This is a genomic window from Streptomyces sp. RP5T (assembly GCF_003933965.1).
Taxonomy (GTDB): domain Bacteria; phylum Actinomycetota; class Actinomycetes; order Streptomycetales; family Streptomycetaceae; genus Streptomyces.
In genome coordinates this window covers 1-15,700 of the sequence record NZ_RSAJ01000165.1, presented here as the reverse complement: position 1 = coordinate 15,700, position 15,700 = coordinate 1, and the positions used below count along the sequence as shown (strand labels likewise).

General features: G+C 71.5%; 11 protein-coding genes and 1 pseudogene. 6 read left to right on the top strand and 6 right to left on the bottom strand.

All coding sequences use genetic code 11. The features are described from left to right. The coding region (locus tag EHS43_RS19025) for an ADP-ribosylglycohydrolase family protein (RefSeq protein ID WP_148104060.1) at positions 1 to 997 on the bottom strand (997 nt) is incomplete at its 3' end. Positions 998 to 1,282: 285 nt separating this feature from the next. Here EHS43_RS19025 and EHS43_RS19020 point away from each other — a divergent pair. From EHS43_RS19020 to EHS43_RS19010, 3 genes are all read left to right on the top strand, one after another. After that, positions 1,283 to 2,014 (top strand): VIT1/CCC1 transporter family protein, encoded by a 732-nt coding sequence (locus EHS43_RS19020; RefSeq protein ID WP_125191968.1) that lies wholly within the window; start codon positions 1,283 to 1,285, stop codon positions 2,012 to 2,014. 378 nt (positions 2,015 to 2,392) lie between these two features. Then, positions 2,393 to 6,988 (top strand): glutamate synthase large subunit, encoded by a 4,596-nt coding sequence (gltB, locus tag EHS43_RS19015; protein ID WP_125191967.1) that lies wholly within the window; start codon positions 2,393 to 2,395, stop codon positions 6,986 to 6,988. After that, positions 6,981 to 8,441: a glutamate synthase subunit beta gene (locus tag EHS43_RS19010; protein WP_125191966.1), complete on the top strand. Its 1,461-nt coding sequence runs from the start codon at positions 6,981 to 6,983 to the stop codon at positions 8,439 to 8,441. The genes gltB and EHS43_RS19010 overlap by 8 nt, the downstream gene beginning before the upstream one ends. 130 nt (positions 8,442 to 8,571) lie before the next feature. On the opposite strand, the gene EHS43_RS19005 is transcribed toward EHS43_RS19010, so the two are convergent. The 4 genes from EHS43_RS19005 to EHS43_RS18990 all read right to left on the bottom strand — a co-directional run bounded on the left by EHS43_RS19005 (position 8,572) and on the right by EHS43_RS18990 (position 12,813). Beyond that, positions 8,572 to 9,495 carry a chitosanase gene (locus tag EHS43_RS19005; protein ID WP_125191965.1) on the bottom strand — a complete coding sequence of 308 codons (924 nt, stop codon included), beginning with the start codon at positions 9,493 to 9,495 and terminating at the stop codon, positions 8,572 to 8,574. Further along, complete coding sequence (locus EHS43_RS19000; protein ID WP_125191964.1) at positions 9,492 to 10,409, bottom strand: rhomboid family intramembrane serine protease; 918 nt, start codon at positions 10,407 to 10,409, stop codon at positions 9,492 to 9,494. Before EHS43_RS19000 ends, EHS43_RS19005 begins: the two co-directional genes overlap by 4 nt. A gap of 308 nt (positions 10,410 to 10,717) precedes the next feature. Then, complete coding sequence (locus EHS43_RS18995; RefSeq protein WP_125191963.1) at positions 10,718 to 11,674, bottom strand: acyl-CoA dehydrogenase family protein; 957 nt, start codon at positions 11,672 to 11,674, stop codon at positions 10,718 to 10,720. Next, positions 11,674 to 12,813, bottom strand: a complete 1,140-nt coding sequence (locus EHS43_RS18990; protein WP_125191962.1) for an acyl-CoA dehydrogenase family protein — start codon at positions 12,811 to 12,813, stop codon at positions 11,674 to 11,676. The genes EHS43_RS18995 and EHS43_RS18990 overlap by 1 nt, the downstream gene beginning before the upstream one ends. A 48-nt stretch (positions 12,814 to 12,861) precedes the next feature. On the opposite strand from EHS43_RS18990, the gene EHS43_RS18985 reads away from it, so the two are divergent. Genes EHS43_RS18985 through EHS43_RS18975 form a run of 3 tightly spaced genes read left to right on the top strand, consistent with a single transcriptional unit; the run spans position 12,862 to position 15,450 of the window. Next, entirely contained in the window at positions 12,862 to 13,647 is a 786-nt protein-coding gene (locus EHS43_RS18985) for an SDR family oxidoreductase (RefSeq protein WP_125191961.1), read from the top strand. 13 nt (positions 13,648 to 13,660) lie between these two features. Further along, a complete protein-coding gene (locus EHS43_RS18980; protein WP_125191969.1) occupies positions 13,661 to 14,275 on the top strand; it encodes a TetR/AcrR family transcriptional regulator in 615 nt (204 codons plus the stop codon). Positions 14,276 to 14,292: 17 nt separating this feature from the next. Continuing rightward, the gene (locus EHS43_RS18975) at positions 14,293 to 15,450 is read left to right on the top strand and encodes an acetyl-CoA C-acetyltransferase (protein WP_125191960.1); all 1,158 of its coding nucleotides are present in this window, start codon (positions 14,293 to 14,295) and stop codon (positions 15,448 to 15,450) included. On the opposite strand, the pseudogene EHS43_RS18970 reads toward EHS43_RS18975, so the two are convergent. After that, positions 15,434 to 15,700: pseudogene (locus EHS43_RS18970) on the bottom strand (nitronate monooxygenase); the annotation flags it as partial. The gene EHS43_RS18975 and the pseudogene EHS43_RS18970 sit on opposite strands and share 17 nt — an antisense overlap.

Here is a 15,700-nt window from a genome sequence, read left to right as displayed (position 1 = left end):
GTGTCGGCGCCACCAGCAACTCCGCCACGTCCAATACGTGATGGCCCGCCATCGACGGCAGACAGCTGCCCTTCGCCGGGCCGATCGCCGCGGCCCACGCGGGCGGGATCGCCGACGCGCCCTGCGTCGCGCCGGCCAGGGCCCCCGCCACCGCCGCCGTCGTGTCCGCGTCCCTCCCCATGTTCACCGCGGTCAGCACCGCATCGCGGAAGTCGCCGTCCGCCGCCGCGTACGCGCCGAAGGCGAGGGCCACCGCCTCCGGGGCCAGGTCGGTCCACGGGTAGCCGCCGACGACGACGGCGGAGCGGACCGCGCGTTCGCCCCGGTGGGCCACCGCCACCGCTCGCCGCAGGGATCTCGCCGTCCAGCTGTCCTCCGGGATCACCGCCAGCGCGGAGGCGACCACGGCGATCGTCGGGGCACCCGTCATCGCCGCCGCCACTCCCGCCGCGACCGCCTGGCCGCCGTAGATGCCCTCGCCGTCGTGGCTCACCGAGCCGTCGACGGCCACCAGGCGGGCCGCCTCCGCGGGGCGGCCCGCCGCGAAGACGCCGAAGGGGGCCGCCCGCATGGCCAGGCCGTCGCTCCAGGCGTGGCGGTGCTGGGCGGAGATGGGGGCCGCCAGGCCCCGGCGGAGGTTCTCCAGGGTGCCGCGCTCGCTGAAGCCGGCGCCCCGGAACGGGCCCTCGTCACGGTCCGCGATCCACTCGTGCCAGGCCGCCTCCACATGGGCGGGGGTGAGGGCCGAGCCGTGCCGGGCGAGGAGCAGGCCCGAGAAGATCGCGTACTCGGTGTCGTCCGTGCCGGTCGGCTCGTCCACCACGTACCCCTCGATACGGCCCCAGCGGGCGCGGATCTGCGACGGCTTCAGGTTCTCGGCGGGGGCTCCGAGGGCGTCCCCGACCGCCAGCCCCAGCAGGGCACCGCGGGCCCGCTCGCGGAGTCCGGTGGCGTCCTGGGGGGCCGGGACCGAGGAAACGCGGGCGATCGATGTCATACGCGCCTCTCCACAACAGGGAGCAGAGGAGGTTCACGCGACGCGCGGAACCTTGTGCCGCATATGTCCCACCATCGGCGGTTGACCTCAGCCTGCCCGCCCCCAACGTCACCCGGTCGACATCTGAGCACGACCATGATCGTCTGCGCATTCGAAGGCAAAGCCGCTGCTTAGCCCAGCCTTTCCTTGCTGGCGGACCGGAATGGGGCACCGTACTGTGAGCGTTGTTGAGAATTAGAACGTGTCCAAAGTTAGCTTTGGCTTAGCTTCCCTGGGGGGACCGGAATGGCCATCATCGACATCGAGGCGCCGCTGCACGAGGCGCACCGGGACAACCACACGCACCGGGACGTGAACGGCGGCTGGCTCAGGCCCGCCGTCTTCGGGGCCATGGACGGACTGGTCTCCAATCTCGCCCTGATGACCGGTGTCGCCGGTGGCGCGGTCGACCAGCACACCATCGTGCTGACCGGACTCGCCGGGCTCGCGGCAGGCGCCTTCTCGATGGCTGCCGGCGAGTACACCTCCGTCGCCTCCCAGCGCGAGCTCGTCGAGGCCGAGCTGGACGTGGAGCGGCGTGAGCTGCGCAAGCATCCGCAGGACGAGGAGGCCGAGCTCGCCGCCCTGTACGAGGGGCGGGGCGTCGAGCCCGAGCTGGCCCGGGAGGTCGCCCGGCAGCTGTCGAAGGACCCCGAGCAGGCGCTGGAGATCCACGCCCGCGAGGAGCTGGGAATCGACCCCGGCGACCTGCCCTCGCCGCTGGTGGCCGCCGTGTCCAGCTTCGGGTCCTTCGCCCTGGGTGCCCTGCTCCCCGTACTGCCGTATCTGCTCGGTGCGACCGCGCTGTGGCCGGCCCTCCTGCTGGCCCTCTTCGGGCTGTTCGCGTGCGGTGCCGTCGTGGCCAGGGTGACCGCGCGGACCTGGTGGTACAGCGGACTCCGGCAGCTCGCCCTGGGAGGCGCGGCGGCCGGTGTGACGTACGCCCTGGGCAGCTTGTTCGGAACGGCCGTAGGATAGTGCGACTGCTACTTATGCGTGGGGCCGCATAAGTAGCCGTTACTCGCTGGTTTCGACTGCATGACCACTGGGCATGAGCCGTAAGCACTGTGGGCAATGACGCTTGCGGCGCACCCGCGGGGTCGGCGACGACGCCTTCACCGCCTCCTGGGTCGACGGACAGGGATCTGACCGATCAGTCCGGCTCGACCCCCACATACTTCAAGCCACGTGTGCGGCACCCCCTCGCACCGCGTGGCGTCCGCATGTTGGAACGGAGTATCCGGTTCCCGAGATCCGCTCCATCATGTAACCTGCACGAAATTTTGCACTCACGCAGAGGGCCAACGTCGTCCCTCGGCAAGCTGAATATGCCAATTGACGACGACGGGAGAGCCGATGCGTACGCCGCGCCAGCCGTCCCAGCACTCCACGAGTGGCCAGAAGTGGTCGTTCATGGATGCTCGCCCTGCTGCGCAGGGTATGTACGACCCCCGCAACGAAAAGGACGCCTGTGGCGTCGGTTTCGTGGCCACCCTCACCGGCGAGGCGAGCCATGCGCTGGTCGAGCAGGCGCTCACGGTTCTGCGCAACCTGGAGCACCGCGGTGCCACCGGCTCCGAACCCGACTCGGGTGACGGCGCGGGCATCCTGTCCCAGGTTCCGGACGCCTTCTTCCGCGAGGTCGCCGGCTTCGAACTGCCCGCGGCCGGTGGATACGCCGTCGGTATCGCCTTCCTGCCGGAGCACGGCACCGAGGACGCCGTCTCGAAGATCGAGACGATCGCCGCGGAGGAGGGCCTGACGGTTCTGGGCTGGCGCGAGGTTCCCGTCGCCCCCGAGCTGCTCGGCGCGACCGCCCGCTCGACGATGCCGGCCTTCCGCCAGGTCTTCGTCACCGACGGTTCCTCGCAGGACATCGCCCTCGACCGCAAGGCCTTCGTGCTGCGCAAGCGCGCCGAGCGCGAGGCCGACGTCTACTTCCCCTCGCTGTCCGCGCGGACCATCGTCTACAAGGGCATGCTGACCACCGGTCAGCTGGAGCCCTTCTTCCCGGACCTGTCCGACCGCCGCTTCGCCTCCGCGATCGCGCTCGTGCACTCCCGGTTCTCCACGAACACCTTCCCGTCGTGGCCCCTCGCGCACCCGTACCGCTTCGTCGCGCACAACGGTGAGATCAACACCGTCAAGGGCAACCGCAACTGGATGGCGGCCCGCGAATCGCAGCTGGTCTCCGACCTCTTCGGGGACCAGGGCGCGATCGAGCGCGTCTTCCCGATCTGTACGCCGGACGCCTCCGACTCGGCGTCCTTCGACGAGGTCCTCGAACTCCTGCACCTGGGCGGCCGTTCGCTGCCGCACTCCGTGCTGATGATGATCCCGGAGGCGTGGGAGAACCACGACTCCATGGAGCCGGCCCGCCGCGCCTTCTACCAGTTCCACTCCAACCTCATGGAGCCCTGGGACGGTCCGGCCTGTGTCACCTTCACCGACGGCAAGCAGGTCGGCGCGGTCCTCGACCGCAACGGCCTTCGCCCCGGCCGCTACTGGGTCACCGACGACGGCCTCGTCGTCCTCGGCTCCGAGGTCGGCGTCCTCGACATCGACCCGGCCAAGGTGGTCCGCAAGGGCCGTCTCCAGCCCGGCCGGATGTTCCTCGTCGACACCGTCGAGCACCGCATCATCGAGGACGACGAGATCAAGGCCGGCCTCGCCGCCGAGCAGCCGTACGCGGAGTGGCTGGAGGCCGGCGAGATCGAGCTCGGCGACCTGCCCGAGCGCGAGCACATCGTGCACACCCACGCCTCGGTCACCCGCCGCCAGCAGACCTTCGGCTACACCGAGGAAGAGCTGCGCGTCCTGCTCGCGCCGATGGCCAAGGCCGGTGCCGAGCCGATCGGTTCGATGGGCACGGACTCGCCGATCGCCGCGCTGAGCGAGCGCCCGCGACTGCTCTTCGACTACTTCACCCAGCTGTTCGCGCAGGTCACCAACCCGCCGCTGGACGCCATCCGAGAAGAGCTGGTGACCAGCCTGCGCTCCTCGCTGGGCCCCCAGGGCAACCTGCTCGACCCGAGTGCCGCCTCCTGCCGTTCCGTCGTGCTGCCCTTCCCGGTGATCGACAACGACGAGCTGGCCAAGCTCATCCACATCAACGCCGACGGCGACATGCCCGGCTTCAAGGCCGCGACCCTGTCCGGCCTGTACCGGGTCTCCGGCGGCGGCGTCTCCCTCGCCGCGCGCATCGAGGAGATCTGCGCCGAGGCCGACGCCGCCATCGCCAACGGCGCCCGGCTGATCGTGCTCTCCGACCGCCACTCGGACGCCGAGCACGCGCCGATCCCGTCGCTGCTGCTCACCGCGGCCGTCCACCACCACCTCATCCGCACCAAGCAGCGCACCCAGGTGGGCCTGCTGGTCGAGGCCGGTGACGTCCGCGAGGTCCACCACGTCGCCCTGCTGATCGGCTTCGGCGCCGCGGCCGTGAACCCGTACCTCGCCATGGAGTCCGTGGAGGACCTGGTCCGCGCGGGCACCTTCCTGTCGGACATAGAGTCCGAGCAGGCCATCCGCAACCTGATCTACGCCCTGGGCAAGGGCGTACTGAAGGTCATGTCGAAGATGGGCATCTCGACCGTCGCCTCCTACCGCGGCGCCCAGGTCTTCGAGGCCGTCGGTCTCGAAGAGGGCTTCGTCCAGAAGTACTTCAGCGGTACCGCCTCCAAGATCGGCGGCGTCGGCATCGACGTCATCGCCAAGGAGGTCGCCGCCCGGCACGCCAAGGCCTACCCGGCCAGCGGCATCGCCCCGGCGCACCGCGCTCTGGAGATCGGCGGCGAGTACCAGTGGCGCCGCGAGGGCGAGCCGCACCTGTTCGACCCGGAGACGGTCTTCCGCCTCCAGCACTCCACGCGCGCGGGCCGCTACGACATCTTCAAGAAGTACACGGACCGTGTGAACGAGCAGTCCGAGCGCCTGATGACGCTGCGCGGCCTGTTCGGCTTCAAGTCGGACCGCCCCTCGATCCCCGTCGAGGAGGTCGAGCCGGTCTCCGAGATCGTCAAGCGCTTCTCCACCGGCGCCATGTCGTACGGCTCCATCTCCAAGGAGGCGCACGAAACCCTCGCCATCGCCATGAACCAGCTGGGCGGCAAGTCCAACACCGGTGAGGGCGGCGAGGACGCGGACCGGCTGTACGACCCGGCGCGGCGTTCGTCGATCAAGCAGGTCGCCTCCGGCCGCTTCGGCGTGACCTCCGAGTACCTGGTCAACGCGGACGACATCCAGATCAAGATGGCCCAGGGCGCCAAGCCCGGCGAGGGCGGCCAGCTGCCCGGCCACAAGGTGTACCCCTGGGTCGCCAAGACCCGGCACAGCACCCCCGGCGTCGGTCTGATCTCCCCGCCGCCGCACCACGACATCTACTCGATCGAGGACCTGGCCCAGCTGATCCACGACCTGAAGAACGCGAACCCGCAGGCGCGGATTCACGTGAAGCTGGTCTCCGAGGTCGGCGTCGGCACGGTCGCGGCCGGTGTGTCGAAGGCGCACGCGGACGTCGTCCTGATCTCCGGTCACGACGGTGGTACCGGTGCCTCGCCGCTGACCTCGCTGAAGCACGCTGGCGGTCCCTGGGAGCTCGGTCTCGCCGAGACCCAGCAGACGCTGCTGCTCAACGGCCTGCGCGACCGGATCGTCGTCCAGACCGACGGTCAGCTCAAGACCGGCCGTGACGTCGTCATCGCCGCGCTGCTCGGCGCCGAGGAGTTCGGTTTCGCGACCGCGCCGCTCGTCGTCTCCGGCTGCGTCATGATGCGTGTCTGCCACCTGGACACCTGCCCGGTCGGCATCGCCACCCAGAACCCGGTGCTGCGCGACCGTTTCAGCGGCAAGGCCGAGTACGTCGTGAACTTCTTCAAGTTCATCGCCGAAGAGGTCCGCGAGATCCTCGCCGAGCTGGGCTTCCGCTCCATCGAGGAGGCCGTCGGCCACGCCGAGACCCTCGACGTGACCCGCGCGGTCAACCACTGGAAGGCGCAGGGCCTGGACCTGGCCCCGCTCTTCTACGTGCCGGAACTGCCCGAGGGCGCCGCGCTGCACCAGGTCATCGAGCAGGACCACGGCCTGGAGAAGGCGCTCGACAACGAGCTCATCAAGCTCGCCGCCGACGCGCTGGCCGCCGATTCGGCGACCGACGCCCAGCCGGTGCGCGCCCAGGTCGCGATCCGCAACATCAACCGCACGGTCGGCACCATGCTCGGCCACGAGGTGACGAAGAAGTTCGGTGGCGCGGGCCTGCCCGACGACACCATCGACATCACCTTCACGGGCTCGGCCGGCCAGTCCTTCGGCGCCTTCCTCCCGCGCGGAGTCACGCTGCGCCTGGAGGGCGACGCCAACGACTACGTAGGCAAGGGCCTCTCCGGCGGCCGGGTCATCGTCCGTCCCGACCGGGGCGCCGACCACCTCGCCGAGTTCTCGACGATCGCGGGCAACACCATCGCCTACGGCGCGACCGGCGGCGAGCTGTTCCTGCGCGGTCGTACCGGTGAGCGGTTCTGCGTCCGCAACTCCGGCGCGACGGTCGTCTCCGAGGGCGTGGGCGACCACGGCTGCGAGTACATGACCGGCGGTCACGCGGTGGTCCTCGGCGAGACGGGCCGCAACTTCGCGGCCGGCATGTCCGGCGGCATCGCCTACGTGATCGACCTCGACCCGGACAACGTCAACGTCGGCAACGTGAGCGCCGTCGAGGCGCTGGACGACACCGACAAGCAGTGGCTGCACGACGTGGTGCGCCGCCACCAGGAGGAGACCGGATCCACGGTCGCCGAGAAGCTCCTGGCCGAGTGGGACACCGCGGTCGAGCGCTTCAGCAAGATCATCCCCAGCACGTACAAGGCAGTGCTCGCCGCCAAGGACGCCGCCGAGCAGGCGGGACTCTCCGAGTCCGAGATCACCGAGAAGATGATGGAGGCGGCGATCAATGGCTGACCCGAAGGGCTTCCTGAACCACGGGCGCGAGGTCGCCAAGTCCCGCCCGGTCGACGTACGGCTGAAGGACTGGAACGAGGTCTACGTCCCCGGCTCCCTGCTGCCGATCATCAGCAAGCAGGCCAGCCGCTGCATGGACTGCGGCATCCCGTTCTGCCACAACGGCTGCCCCCTCGGGAACCTCATCCCCGAGTGGAACGACTACGCCTACCGCGAGGACTGGGCGGCGGCGTCGGAGCGGCTGCACGCGACCAACAACTTCCCCGAGTTCACGGGGCGGTTGTGCCCGGCTCCCTGCGAGTCGGCGTGTGTGCTCGGCATCAACCAGCCGCCGGTCACCATCAAGAACGTCGAGGTCTCGATCATCGACAAGGCGTGGGACAGCGGTGACGTCGAGCCGCAGGCCCCCGAGCGCCTGTCCGGCAAGACCGTCGCGGTCATCGGGTCCGGCCCCGCCGGTCTCGCCGCCGCGCAGCAGCTGACCCGGGCCGGTCACACCGTCGCCGTCTACGAGCGCGCGGACCGCGTCGGAGGCCTCCTCCGGTACGGCATCCCCGAGTTCAAGATGGAGAAGCGGCACATCAACCGCCGTATCGAGCAGATGCGCGCGGAGGGCACCCGCTTCCGTACCGGCATCGAGATCGGCCGCGACCTCAAGGCGACCGACCTGAAGAAGAGGTACGACGCCGTCGTGATCGCCGCCGGCGCCACCACCGCGCGTGACCTCCCGGTCCCCGGCCGCGAGCTCAAGGGCATCCACCAGGCCATGGAGTACCTGCCCCTGTCGAACAAGGTCCAGGAGGGCGACTACGTCACCTCCCCGATCTCCGCCGAGGGCAAGCACGTCGTGGTCATCGGCGGTGGCGACACCGGCGCCGACTGCGTGGGCACCGCCCACCGCCAGGGCGCGGCCTCGGTGACGCAGCTGGAGATCATGCCCCGTCCGGGCGAGGAGCGTGCCCCGCACCAGCCGTGGCCGACCTTCCCGATGCTGTACAAGGTCACCTCGGCGCACGAGGAGGGCGGCGAGCGGGTCTACTCCGTCTCCACCACCCACTTCGAGGGCGACGAGGACGGCAACGTCCAGTGGCTGCACCTCAGCGAGGTCGAGTTCATCGACGGCAAGCTGACCCCGAAGCCGGGCACCGAGCGCAAGATCCCCGCCCAGCTGGTCACCCTCGCGATGGGCTTCACCGGCACCGACCGGGAGAACGGCCTGGTCGAGCAGTTCGGCCTGGAGCTCGACGAGCGCGGCAACATCGCCCGCGACGCCGACTTCCAGACCAACGTGCCGGGCGTGTTCGTCGCCGGTGACGCCGGCCGCGGTCAGTCGCTCATCGTGTGGGCCATCGCGGAGGGCCGCTCGGCCGCCCGCGGCTGTGACCGCTTCCTGACCGGCGCGAGCGAACTGCCCGCCCCGATCCGGCCGACGGACCGCTCCCTGATGGTCTGACGGCCCCTCAAGAACGTCCCGTACAAAGGCGTACGGAACGCTGACGGTGTCCGCCCCCGAAGTCCCCGACCGGACCGGGAGCGGGCACCGTCGCCTTTCCGGGGTACGAGGTCCGGGGTCCGGGGAGAGCTCAGGGCACCCTGTACGTCTCCCCGTACACCTGCCACTCCAGCGGCGTCCTCAGGTCCAGGTTCCCCTCGTCGAGGAACCGCCGCTGGGCCGTGTCGACGCGGGTGGTGTCGATGTCCGGGTCCCGGGTCTTCATCGCGGCCCGGCGGATGTCGAGGAAGACGTCCAGGTAGGCCTTCTCCGAGCCGCCCCCGGCCGGGCTGCCGGCCTTGCGGAGGGCGCGTTCGCGGATGCCGTAGAAGCTGGTGCCGTCCGTGCCCGGGCCGTGGAAGACCATGGCGTCGTAGTAGACGAACTGGCCGAGGGCGCCGAGCCCGTCGAGCTTGGCGAGGCGGACCGCGGGGTCGAAGTAGACGCGGTCGCGCTCCGCGTCCTGGGCCTTCCGGAAGGCCGGCCGGGCGGCCTCCGCCTTCCACGCGGCCGTGAAGCCGGGATCCAGGCCCTCGTGGGAGTCGGTGCCGTCGACCTCGCGCAGGGCGGGGAGGTAGCGCGCGAGACCGTTGTCCGGGTGGGCCTTCGTGTAGCGCTCGACGAGGGTGAGCAGGTCGTGGGTGCCGGTGCAGAAGCCGACCGGGCCGGCCGTGTAGCCCCGGCCGTCACCGATGTCCTCGATGTACGCGTAGGCGCTGCGCCAGTCGAGGGTCGAGTTCTCGGCGCTGGCCACCAGCTGCTGTGCGAGCTCCTTGTGGGCGGGGGAGGCAAGGCCGGGCGGCAGGTCGGCGAGCACCTTCTCGTCCGCCGCGTTCTCCGCCGCCTCGGCCCGGTCCTTGGCAGCGGCGGCGTCCTGGGCCGCCTGCGACCGGTAGGCGGAGGAGAGGTCGGGGCCGGCCCGTCCGGCGTCGGAGTCCTCGGGCGCGAGGAAGTAGACCGACGCCGTGACGAGCACGGGGACGGCCGCGAGGAGCAGCAGGCGGGGGCGTTTCACGGGTTTCCCGTCAGTTCGGTGACCTTGGCCCAAGTAGACACCACGAGCACCACCAGCAGGACGACGCAGGCGCCCGCCTGCACCAGGGTGCGACGGCCGTCCCGGGGGGCGTACGCGTAGGCGAGAGTGACGACGGCCCCGGCGAGCAGACCGCCCAGGTGCCCCTGCCAGGAGGTCAGGCCCGCGGAGATCAGCAGCCACAGCAGCAGACCCGCCATGAAGCGGTTGACCTGGGACATGTCGGCGCCGAGACGCCTGGCCATCACGTAGTACGCGGCGCCGAGCCCGAAGATCGCGCCGGACGCGCCGAGCGTGGGCTGGGTGGGCGCGAGCACCAGGACGAGGACCGAGCCGCCGAGCGCGGAGAGCAGATAGAGGGCGAGATACCGGGTCCGGCCCAGCTGGGTCTCGACCACCCGGCCGATGTTCCACAGCGAGACCATGTTCATCACGATGTGCAGGATCCCGAACGTGCCCGCGGTGGGCGGCAGATGGAGGAAGGCGCCGGTCAGCAGCCGGTACCACTCGCCGTCGGCGACACCCTCGGCGTGGAAGCCGGCGGGGTGGGCGGCCTGCCACACGTAGTGGCCGCCGTCCGGGCCCGCCAGGCCGGCGCCCAGCATCTCGAAGCGGTCCACGATCGCCGGGCGCACGAGTTCGCCGACGTAGGCGAGCACGTTGAGGGCGATGAGGACGTACGTCACCAGGGGGACGGCCGTGATGCGCCCGCCGAACGCGGTCCGGGCCTGCCGCACCGACCGGGCCCCCTCCCGCACGCACTCGGGGCACTGGTGGCCGACGGCCGCCTCCCGCATGCAGTCCGGGCAGATGTACCGCTCGCAGCGGATGCAGCGGACATGGGACTCCACCGCGGGATGGCGATAGCAGGTGGTGACGGCGGATTCGGGTTCCACGGCCGGCTCTCCTCGAAGCGACAGGGATGGGTGGTGAGCCGGTGGGGCTGCGCGAACAAAATAGCGAACACCGGTCGGGGGCGAGCGCGCCGGGGCCGGGGCGAGGCGGTGCACGGGCGGGAGGCGGCACCGCAGGGCGGCTCGGCTCCCGCACGGGGAGGCCGCCGAGGTCCACGGGCCCCTCGCCCGGGAGCCGGAGGTGCGGCGGCCGGTCGGGCGCTCTCCGCGGGACGGGCCGGGCTCGCGGGCGGGCGATGTCCAGCCCGGCACGCGAATTGCGAAGCCGAAGGTAGGGGCGTGCCGCGAGGTCAGTGGTGGTGGGCGCCGTTGAGGACGGTGTCACGGCACTCGTCGGGGCTGCCCCAGGCGGTGCGCAGGGCGCGTGCCTTGGTGAGCCACAGGGACAGGTCGTACTCCGCCGTGTACCCGATCGCGCCGTGCAGCTGGAGCGCGGTACGGGCCGTCCGGTACGCCGCCTCGCAGGCGGTGACCTTGGCGGCGGCGACGTCCTCCTCGGTCGTCGTCAGGGCGGCCCCGAGAAGCAGGGGGCGCGCGAATTCCAACGCGATCTTCGCGTCGGCCAGTTGGTGCTTGACGGCCTGGAAGGAGCCCACGGGGACCCCGAACTGGGTGCGCTGCCCGACGTAGGAGACGGTCCTGTCGAGGAGGGCGAGGCCCACCCCGAGCGCCTGGGCGGCGGTGGTGAGGCGGGCCAGGGTGAGGGCGGCGGTGACGGGCGGGTGCGCGCTGAGCAGTTCACCGCCCGGTGCCAGCGGGGTGAGACGGCGGGCGGGGTCGAGCGAGGCTCGCACCGGGCCGTGTCCGGGGGCGAGGTGGAGGCCCTCGGCGGTCAGGGAGAGGCGGATGTCCGCGGCCTCGCCGTCCAGGGCGTATCCGCCGGCGCGGGCCACGGTGGCCATGGCCTCACCCGAGGCCAGCGCCGGGAGCAGCCGCTTCGCCGCCGCCGGTTCGGTGAGCAGGGCGGCCGCCGTCACGGTCTCCACCAAGGGGCCCGGCACCGCGTGCCGGCCCAGCTCCACGAAGGCGAGCACCAGTTCCAGGGGGCGGGGGCCCAGCCCCTCGTGGGCCTCGGGAACCGCCAGGGCGAAGACGCCCGCCCCGGCGACACGGCGCCACAGCGCACGGCCCCTGTCGTGCTCGCCGCGGCTCCAGTCCCGTACGACGGACGGGGTGTCCGCGGCCGTCAGCATGGCGTTCAGGGAGGCGGCGAACGCCCGCTGCTCGGGGTCGAGGCCGAAGTGCATCAGCGGCGTCCCTTCGGCAGGCCCAGCAGGCGTTCGGCGATGATGTCGCGCTGGATCTCGTTGGTGCCGGCGTAGACGGGGCCGGCCAGGGCGAAGACCCAGCGCTCGCACCAGTCCGTGTCGGCCGCCTCGCCCTCCTCGCCCAGGAGGTCCAGGGCCGTCTCGGTGAGCGCGATGTCGTACTCGGACCAGAAGACCTTGTTGAGACTGGACTCGGGGCCGAGCGTCTCGCCGTCCAGGAAACGGGCGGCGGCCGCGTAGGTGAAGAGCTGGTAGGCGCGGGCGCCGATCAGGGCGTCCGCGACCCGGGTCCGGGCGGCCGGTGGGGCGCCGCGGGACGTCCACAGCGCGTGCAGCCGGTCGGCGGCCGCCAGGAAGCGGCCCGGTGGGCGCAGCGTCAGCCCCCGTTCGTTGCCCGCCGTCGACATCGCGATCCGCCAGCCCTGGCCGGGGCGGCCGATGACGTCCTCGTCCGGCACGAACACCTCGTCCAGGAAGAGCTCGGCGAAGGCCGGCTTGCCGTCGAGGCGGCGGATGGGACGGACGGTGACACCGGGGGCGCGCAGGTCGAACATCAGGTAGGTCAGGCCCTGGTGGGGTCTTGGGGTGTCCGGGTCGGTGCGGAAGAGCCCGAAGGCGCGGTCCGCGAAGGCGGCCCGGGAGGACCAGGTCTTCTGCCCGCTGAGCAGCCAGCCCCCGTCCGTGCGCACGCCCCGGGACCGCAGGGACGCCAGGTCCGAGCCGGCCTCCGGCTCCGACCAGGCCTGCGCCCAGATCACCTCACCGGAGGCCATCGGCGGCAGCACGCGCGCGCGTTGCTCCGCCGTGCCGTGGTCGAAGAGGGTCGGGGCGAGGAGGCTGACGCCGTTCTGGCCGACGCGTCCGGGTGCCCCCGCCGCGTAGTACTCCTCCTCGAAGACCAGCCGGCCGATCAGCCCCGCGTCCCGGCCGCCGTACGCGACGGGCCAGTCGACCACCGACCAGCGGTCCGCGGCGAGTTCGGCCTCCCACGCGCGGTGGGCCGCGAAGCCCTCCCGGGTCTCCAGGGACGGCAGCGGGGAGGCGGGCACATGCGCACGCAGCCACGCGCGGGCCTCGGAGCGGAAGGCCTCTTCCTCCCGCGTGAACGCCAGATCCATCGCCACCCGTCCTTCCCTAACAAGTGTTTGGTAGGTTAGCGTGGCGCCATGACAGGCGTCGAGAGTCCGGTGTACGAACCGGGGCACGGGCTGCTGAAGGGACGCACCGCCGTCATCACCGCCGCCGCCGGCGCGGGCATCGGCGGGGCGACCGCGCGCCGCTTCCTGGAGGAGGGCGCGCGCGTCCTGATCAGCGACGCACACGCGCGACGGCTGAAGGAGCACGAGACGGCGCTCGCCCGGGAGTTCCGGGGCGCGGTGACGTCCCTGGCGTGCGACGTCACCGACGAGGCCCAGGTGCAGGCCCTCTTCGACACGGCCGTCCGGGACCACGGGCGGCTCGACATCGTCGTCAACAACGCCGGACTCGGCGGCACTTCACCGCTCGTCGACATGACCGACGACCAGTGGACCCGCGTCCTGGACGTCACCCTCAACGGCACCTTCCGCTGCACCCGGGCCGCCCTGCGGCACCTGCGGGACTCCGGCGGCGGCGTGATCGTCAACAACGCCTCCGTCGTCGGCTGGCGCGCCCAGGCCGGACAGGCGCACTACGCCGCCGCCAAGGCCGGGGTCATGGCGCTGACCCGGTGCGCGGCACTGGAGGCGGCCGAGTACGGCGTCCGCGTCAACGCCGTCGCGCCCAGCCTCGCCATGCACCCGCACCTGGTGAAGGTCACCTCGGCCGAACTGCTGGAGGAACTCACCGCCCGCGAGGCCTTCGGGCGGTACGCCGAGCCCTGGGAGGTGGCCAACGTGATCGTGTTCCTGGCGTCCGGCTACTCCTCGTACATGACGGGCGAGGTCGTCGCCGTCAGCAGCCGGCACGCCTAGGACAATGGACGATGTGCCGACCAAGAAGAAGCCCCAGGTGAGCGCGGCCGCCCCGGCCCGCCGCCGTGAACTCCTCGACACCGCCGCCGAGGTCTTCGCCGAACAGGGCTACAACGCCACGACCGTACGCAAGATCGCGGACCACGCGGGCATGCTCGCGGGCAGCCTCTACTACCACTTCGACTCCAAGGAATCGATGCTGGAGGAGATCCTGCGGACCTTCCTCGACGAGCTCTGGGACGGCTACGACGCCGTCCTGGGCGCCGAGTCGGGGCCCCGCGAGACGCTGGAGGCCCTGGTCACCGAGTCGTTCCGGGAGATCGACCGGCACCGGGCCGCCGTCGCGATCTACCAGAAGGAGAGCAAGCAGCTGGTGGCGCAGGAGCGGTTCGCGTTCCTCGCCGAGTCACAGCGCAGGTTCGAGAAGGCCTGGCTGTCCACGCTGGAGCGCGGGGTCGCGGCCGGGGTGTTCCGGGCCGACCTCGACGTACGCCTGACCTACCGGTTCGTGCGCGACACCGTGTGGGTCGCCGCGTCCTGGTACCGGCCCGGCGGACAGCACAGCCCGGAGGAGATCGCCCGGCAGTACCTGTCGATGGTGCTGGACGGGATCGCCGTACGCACGTAACCCACTGGGGAGTCGCCATGGCCGAGGCCTACATCGTCGAAGCGGTCCGTACGCCCGTCGGGCGCCGCGGGGGAGGACTGAGCGGGGTCCATCCGGCCGATCTGGGCGCGCATGTGCTGAAGGCGCTCGTCGCACGGGCCGGGGTCGATCCCGCCGCGGTCGAGGACGTCGTCTTCGGGTGCCTGGACGCGGTCGGGCCGCAGGCCGGGGACATCGCGCGGACCGCGTGGCTGGCGGCCGGGCTGCCCGAGGAGGTGCCCGGGGTGACCGTGGACCGGCAGTGCGGGTCCTCGCAGCAGGCCGTGCACTTCGCCGCGCAGGGCGTGCTGTCCGGGACGCAGGACCTGGTGGTCGCGGGCGGGGTGCAGAACATGTCGATGATCCCGATCGCCTTCGCGACCCGGCAGGCCGCCGAGCCGCTCGGACTGACCCAAGGGCCGTTCGCGGGCAGCGAGGGGTGGCGGGCGCGGTACGGGGACCGGGCGGTGAACCAGTTCGTCGGCGCCGAGATGATCGCCGGCAAGTGGGGGATCAGCCGCGAGGACCAGGAGGAGTTCGCGCTGCGGTCCCACCGGCGGGCGCTGCGGGCCATCGACGAGGGGCGCTTCGAGCGCGAGACCGTGGCCCACGGTCCGGTCGCGGTGGACGAGGGCCCGCGCCGGGACACCTCCCTGGAGAAGATGGCCGGGCTGAAGCCGGTGATCGAGGGCGGCACCATCACCGCGGCCTGCTCCTCGCAGGTCTCCGACGGGGCGGCGGCCATGCTGCTGGCCTCGGAGCGGGCGGTGCGCGAACACGGGCTCACGCCCCGCGCGCGCGTGCACCACCTCTCGGTGCGCGGTGAGGACCCCATCCGCATGCTCACCGCGCCCATCCCGGCCACCGCGCACGCCCTGAAGAAGTCCGGCCTCACCATCGACGACATCGACCTCGTCGAGATCAACGAGGCCTTCGCGCCGGTGGTGCTGGCCTGGCTGAAGGAGACGGGAGCGGACCCGGACAAGGTCAACGTCAACGGCGGCGCGATCGCCCTCGGTCACCCGCTGGGAGCGACGGGAGTGAGACTGATGACCACCCTGCTGCACGAACTGGAGCGCACGGGGGGCCGGTTCGGGCTCCAGACGATGTGCGAGGGCGGGGGCCAGGCGAACGTGACGATCATCGAGAGGCTGTGAGGCCCTGAAGGACGCCCTCGGCCTCCTTCATGATCCGGTCCACCAGTTCCGCGCACGACGGCAGGTCGTCGATCACCCCGGCGACCTGGCCGGAGGCCATGACGCCGAGATCCGTACGGCCGTCCACCATCGCCGACTTGAGGAGCATGGGGGTGTTGGCGGCGAGGAGGACCTGGCTCCAGGTGAGGTTCTTGCCGTGGCGCAGGGCGCGGCCGTCGTGGAAGAGTTGCCGCAGGCTCAGGCCCGACAG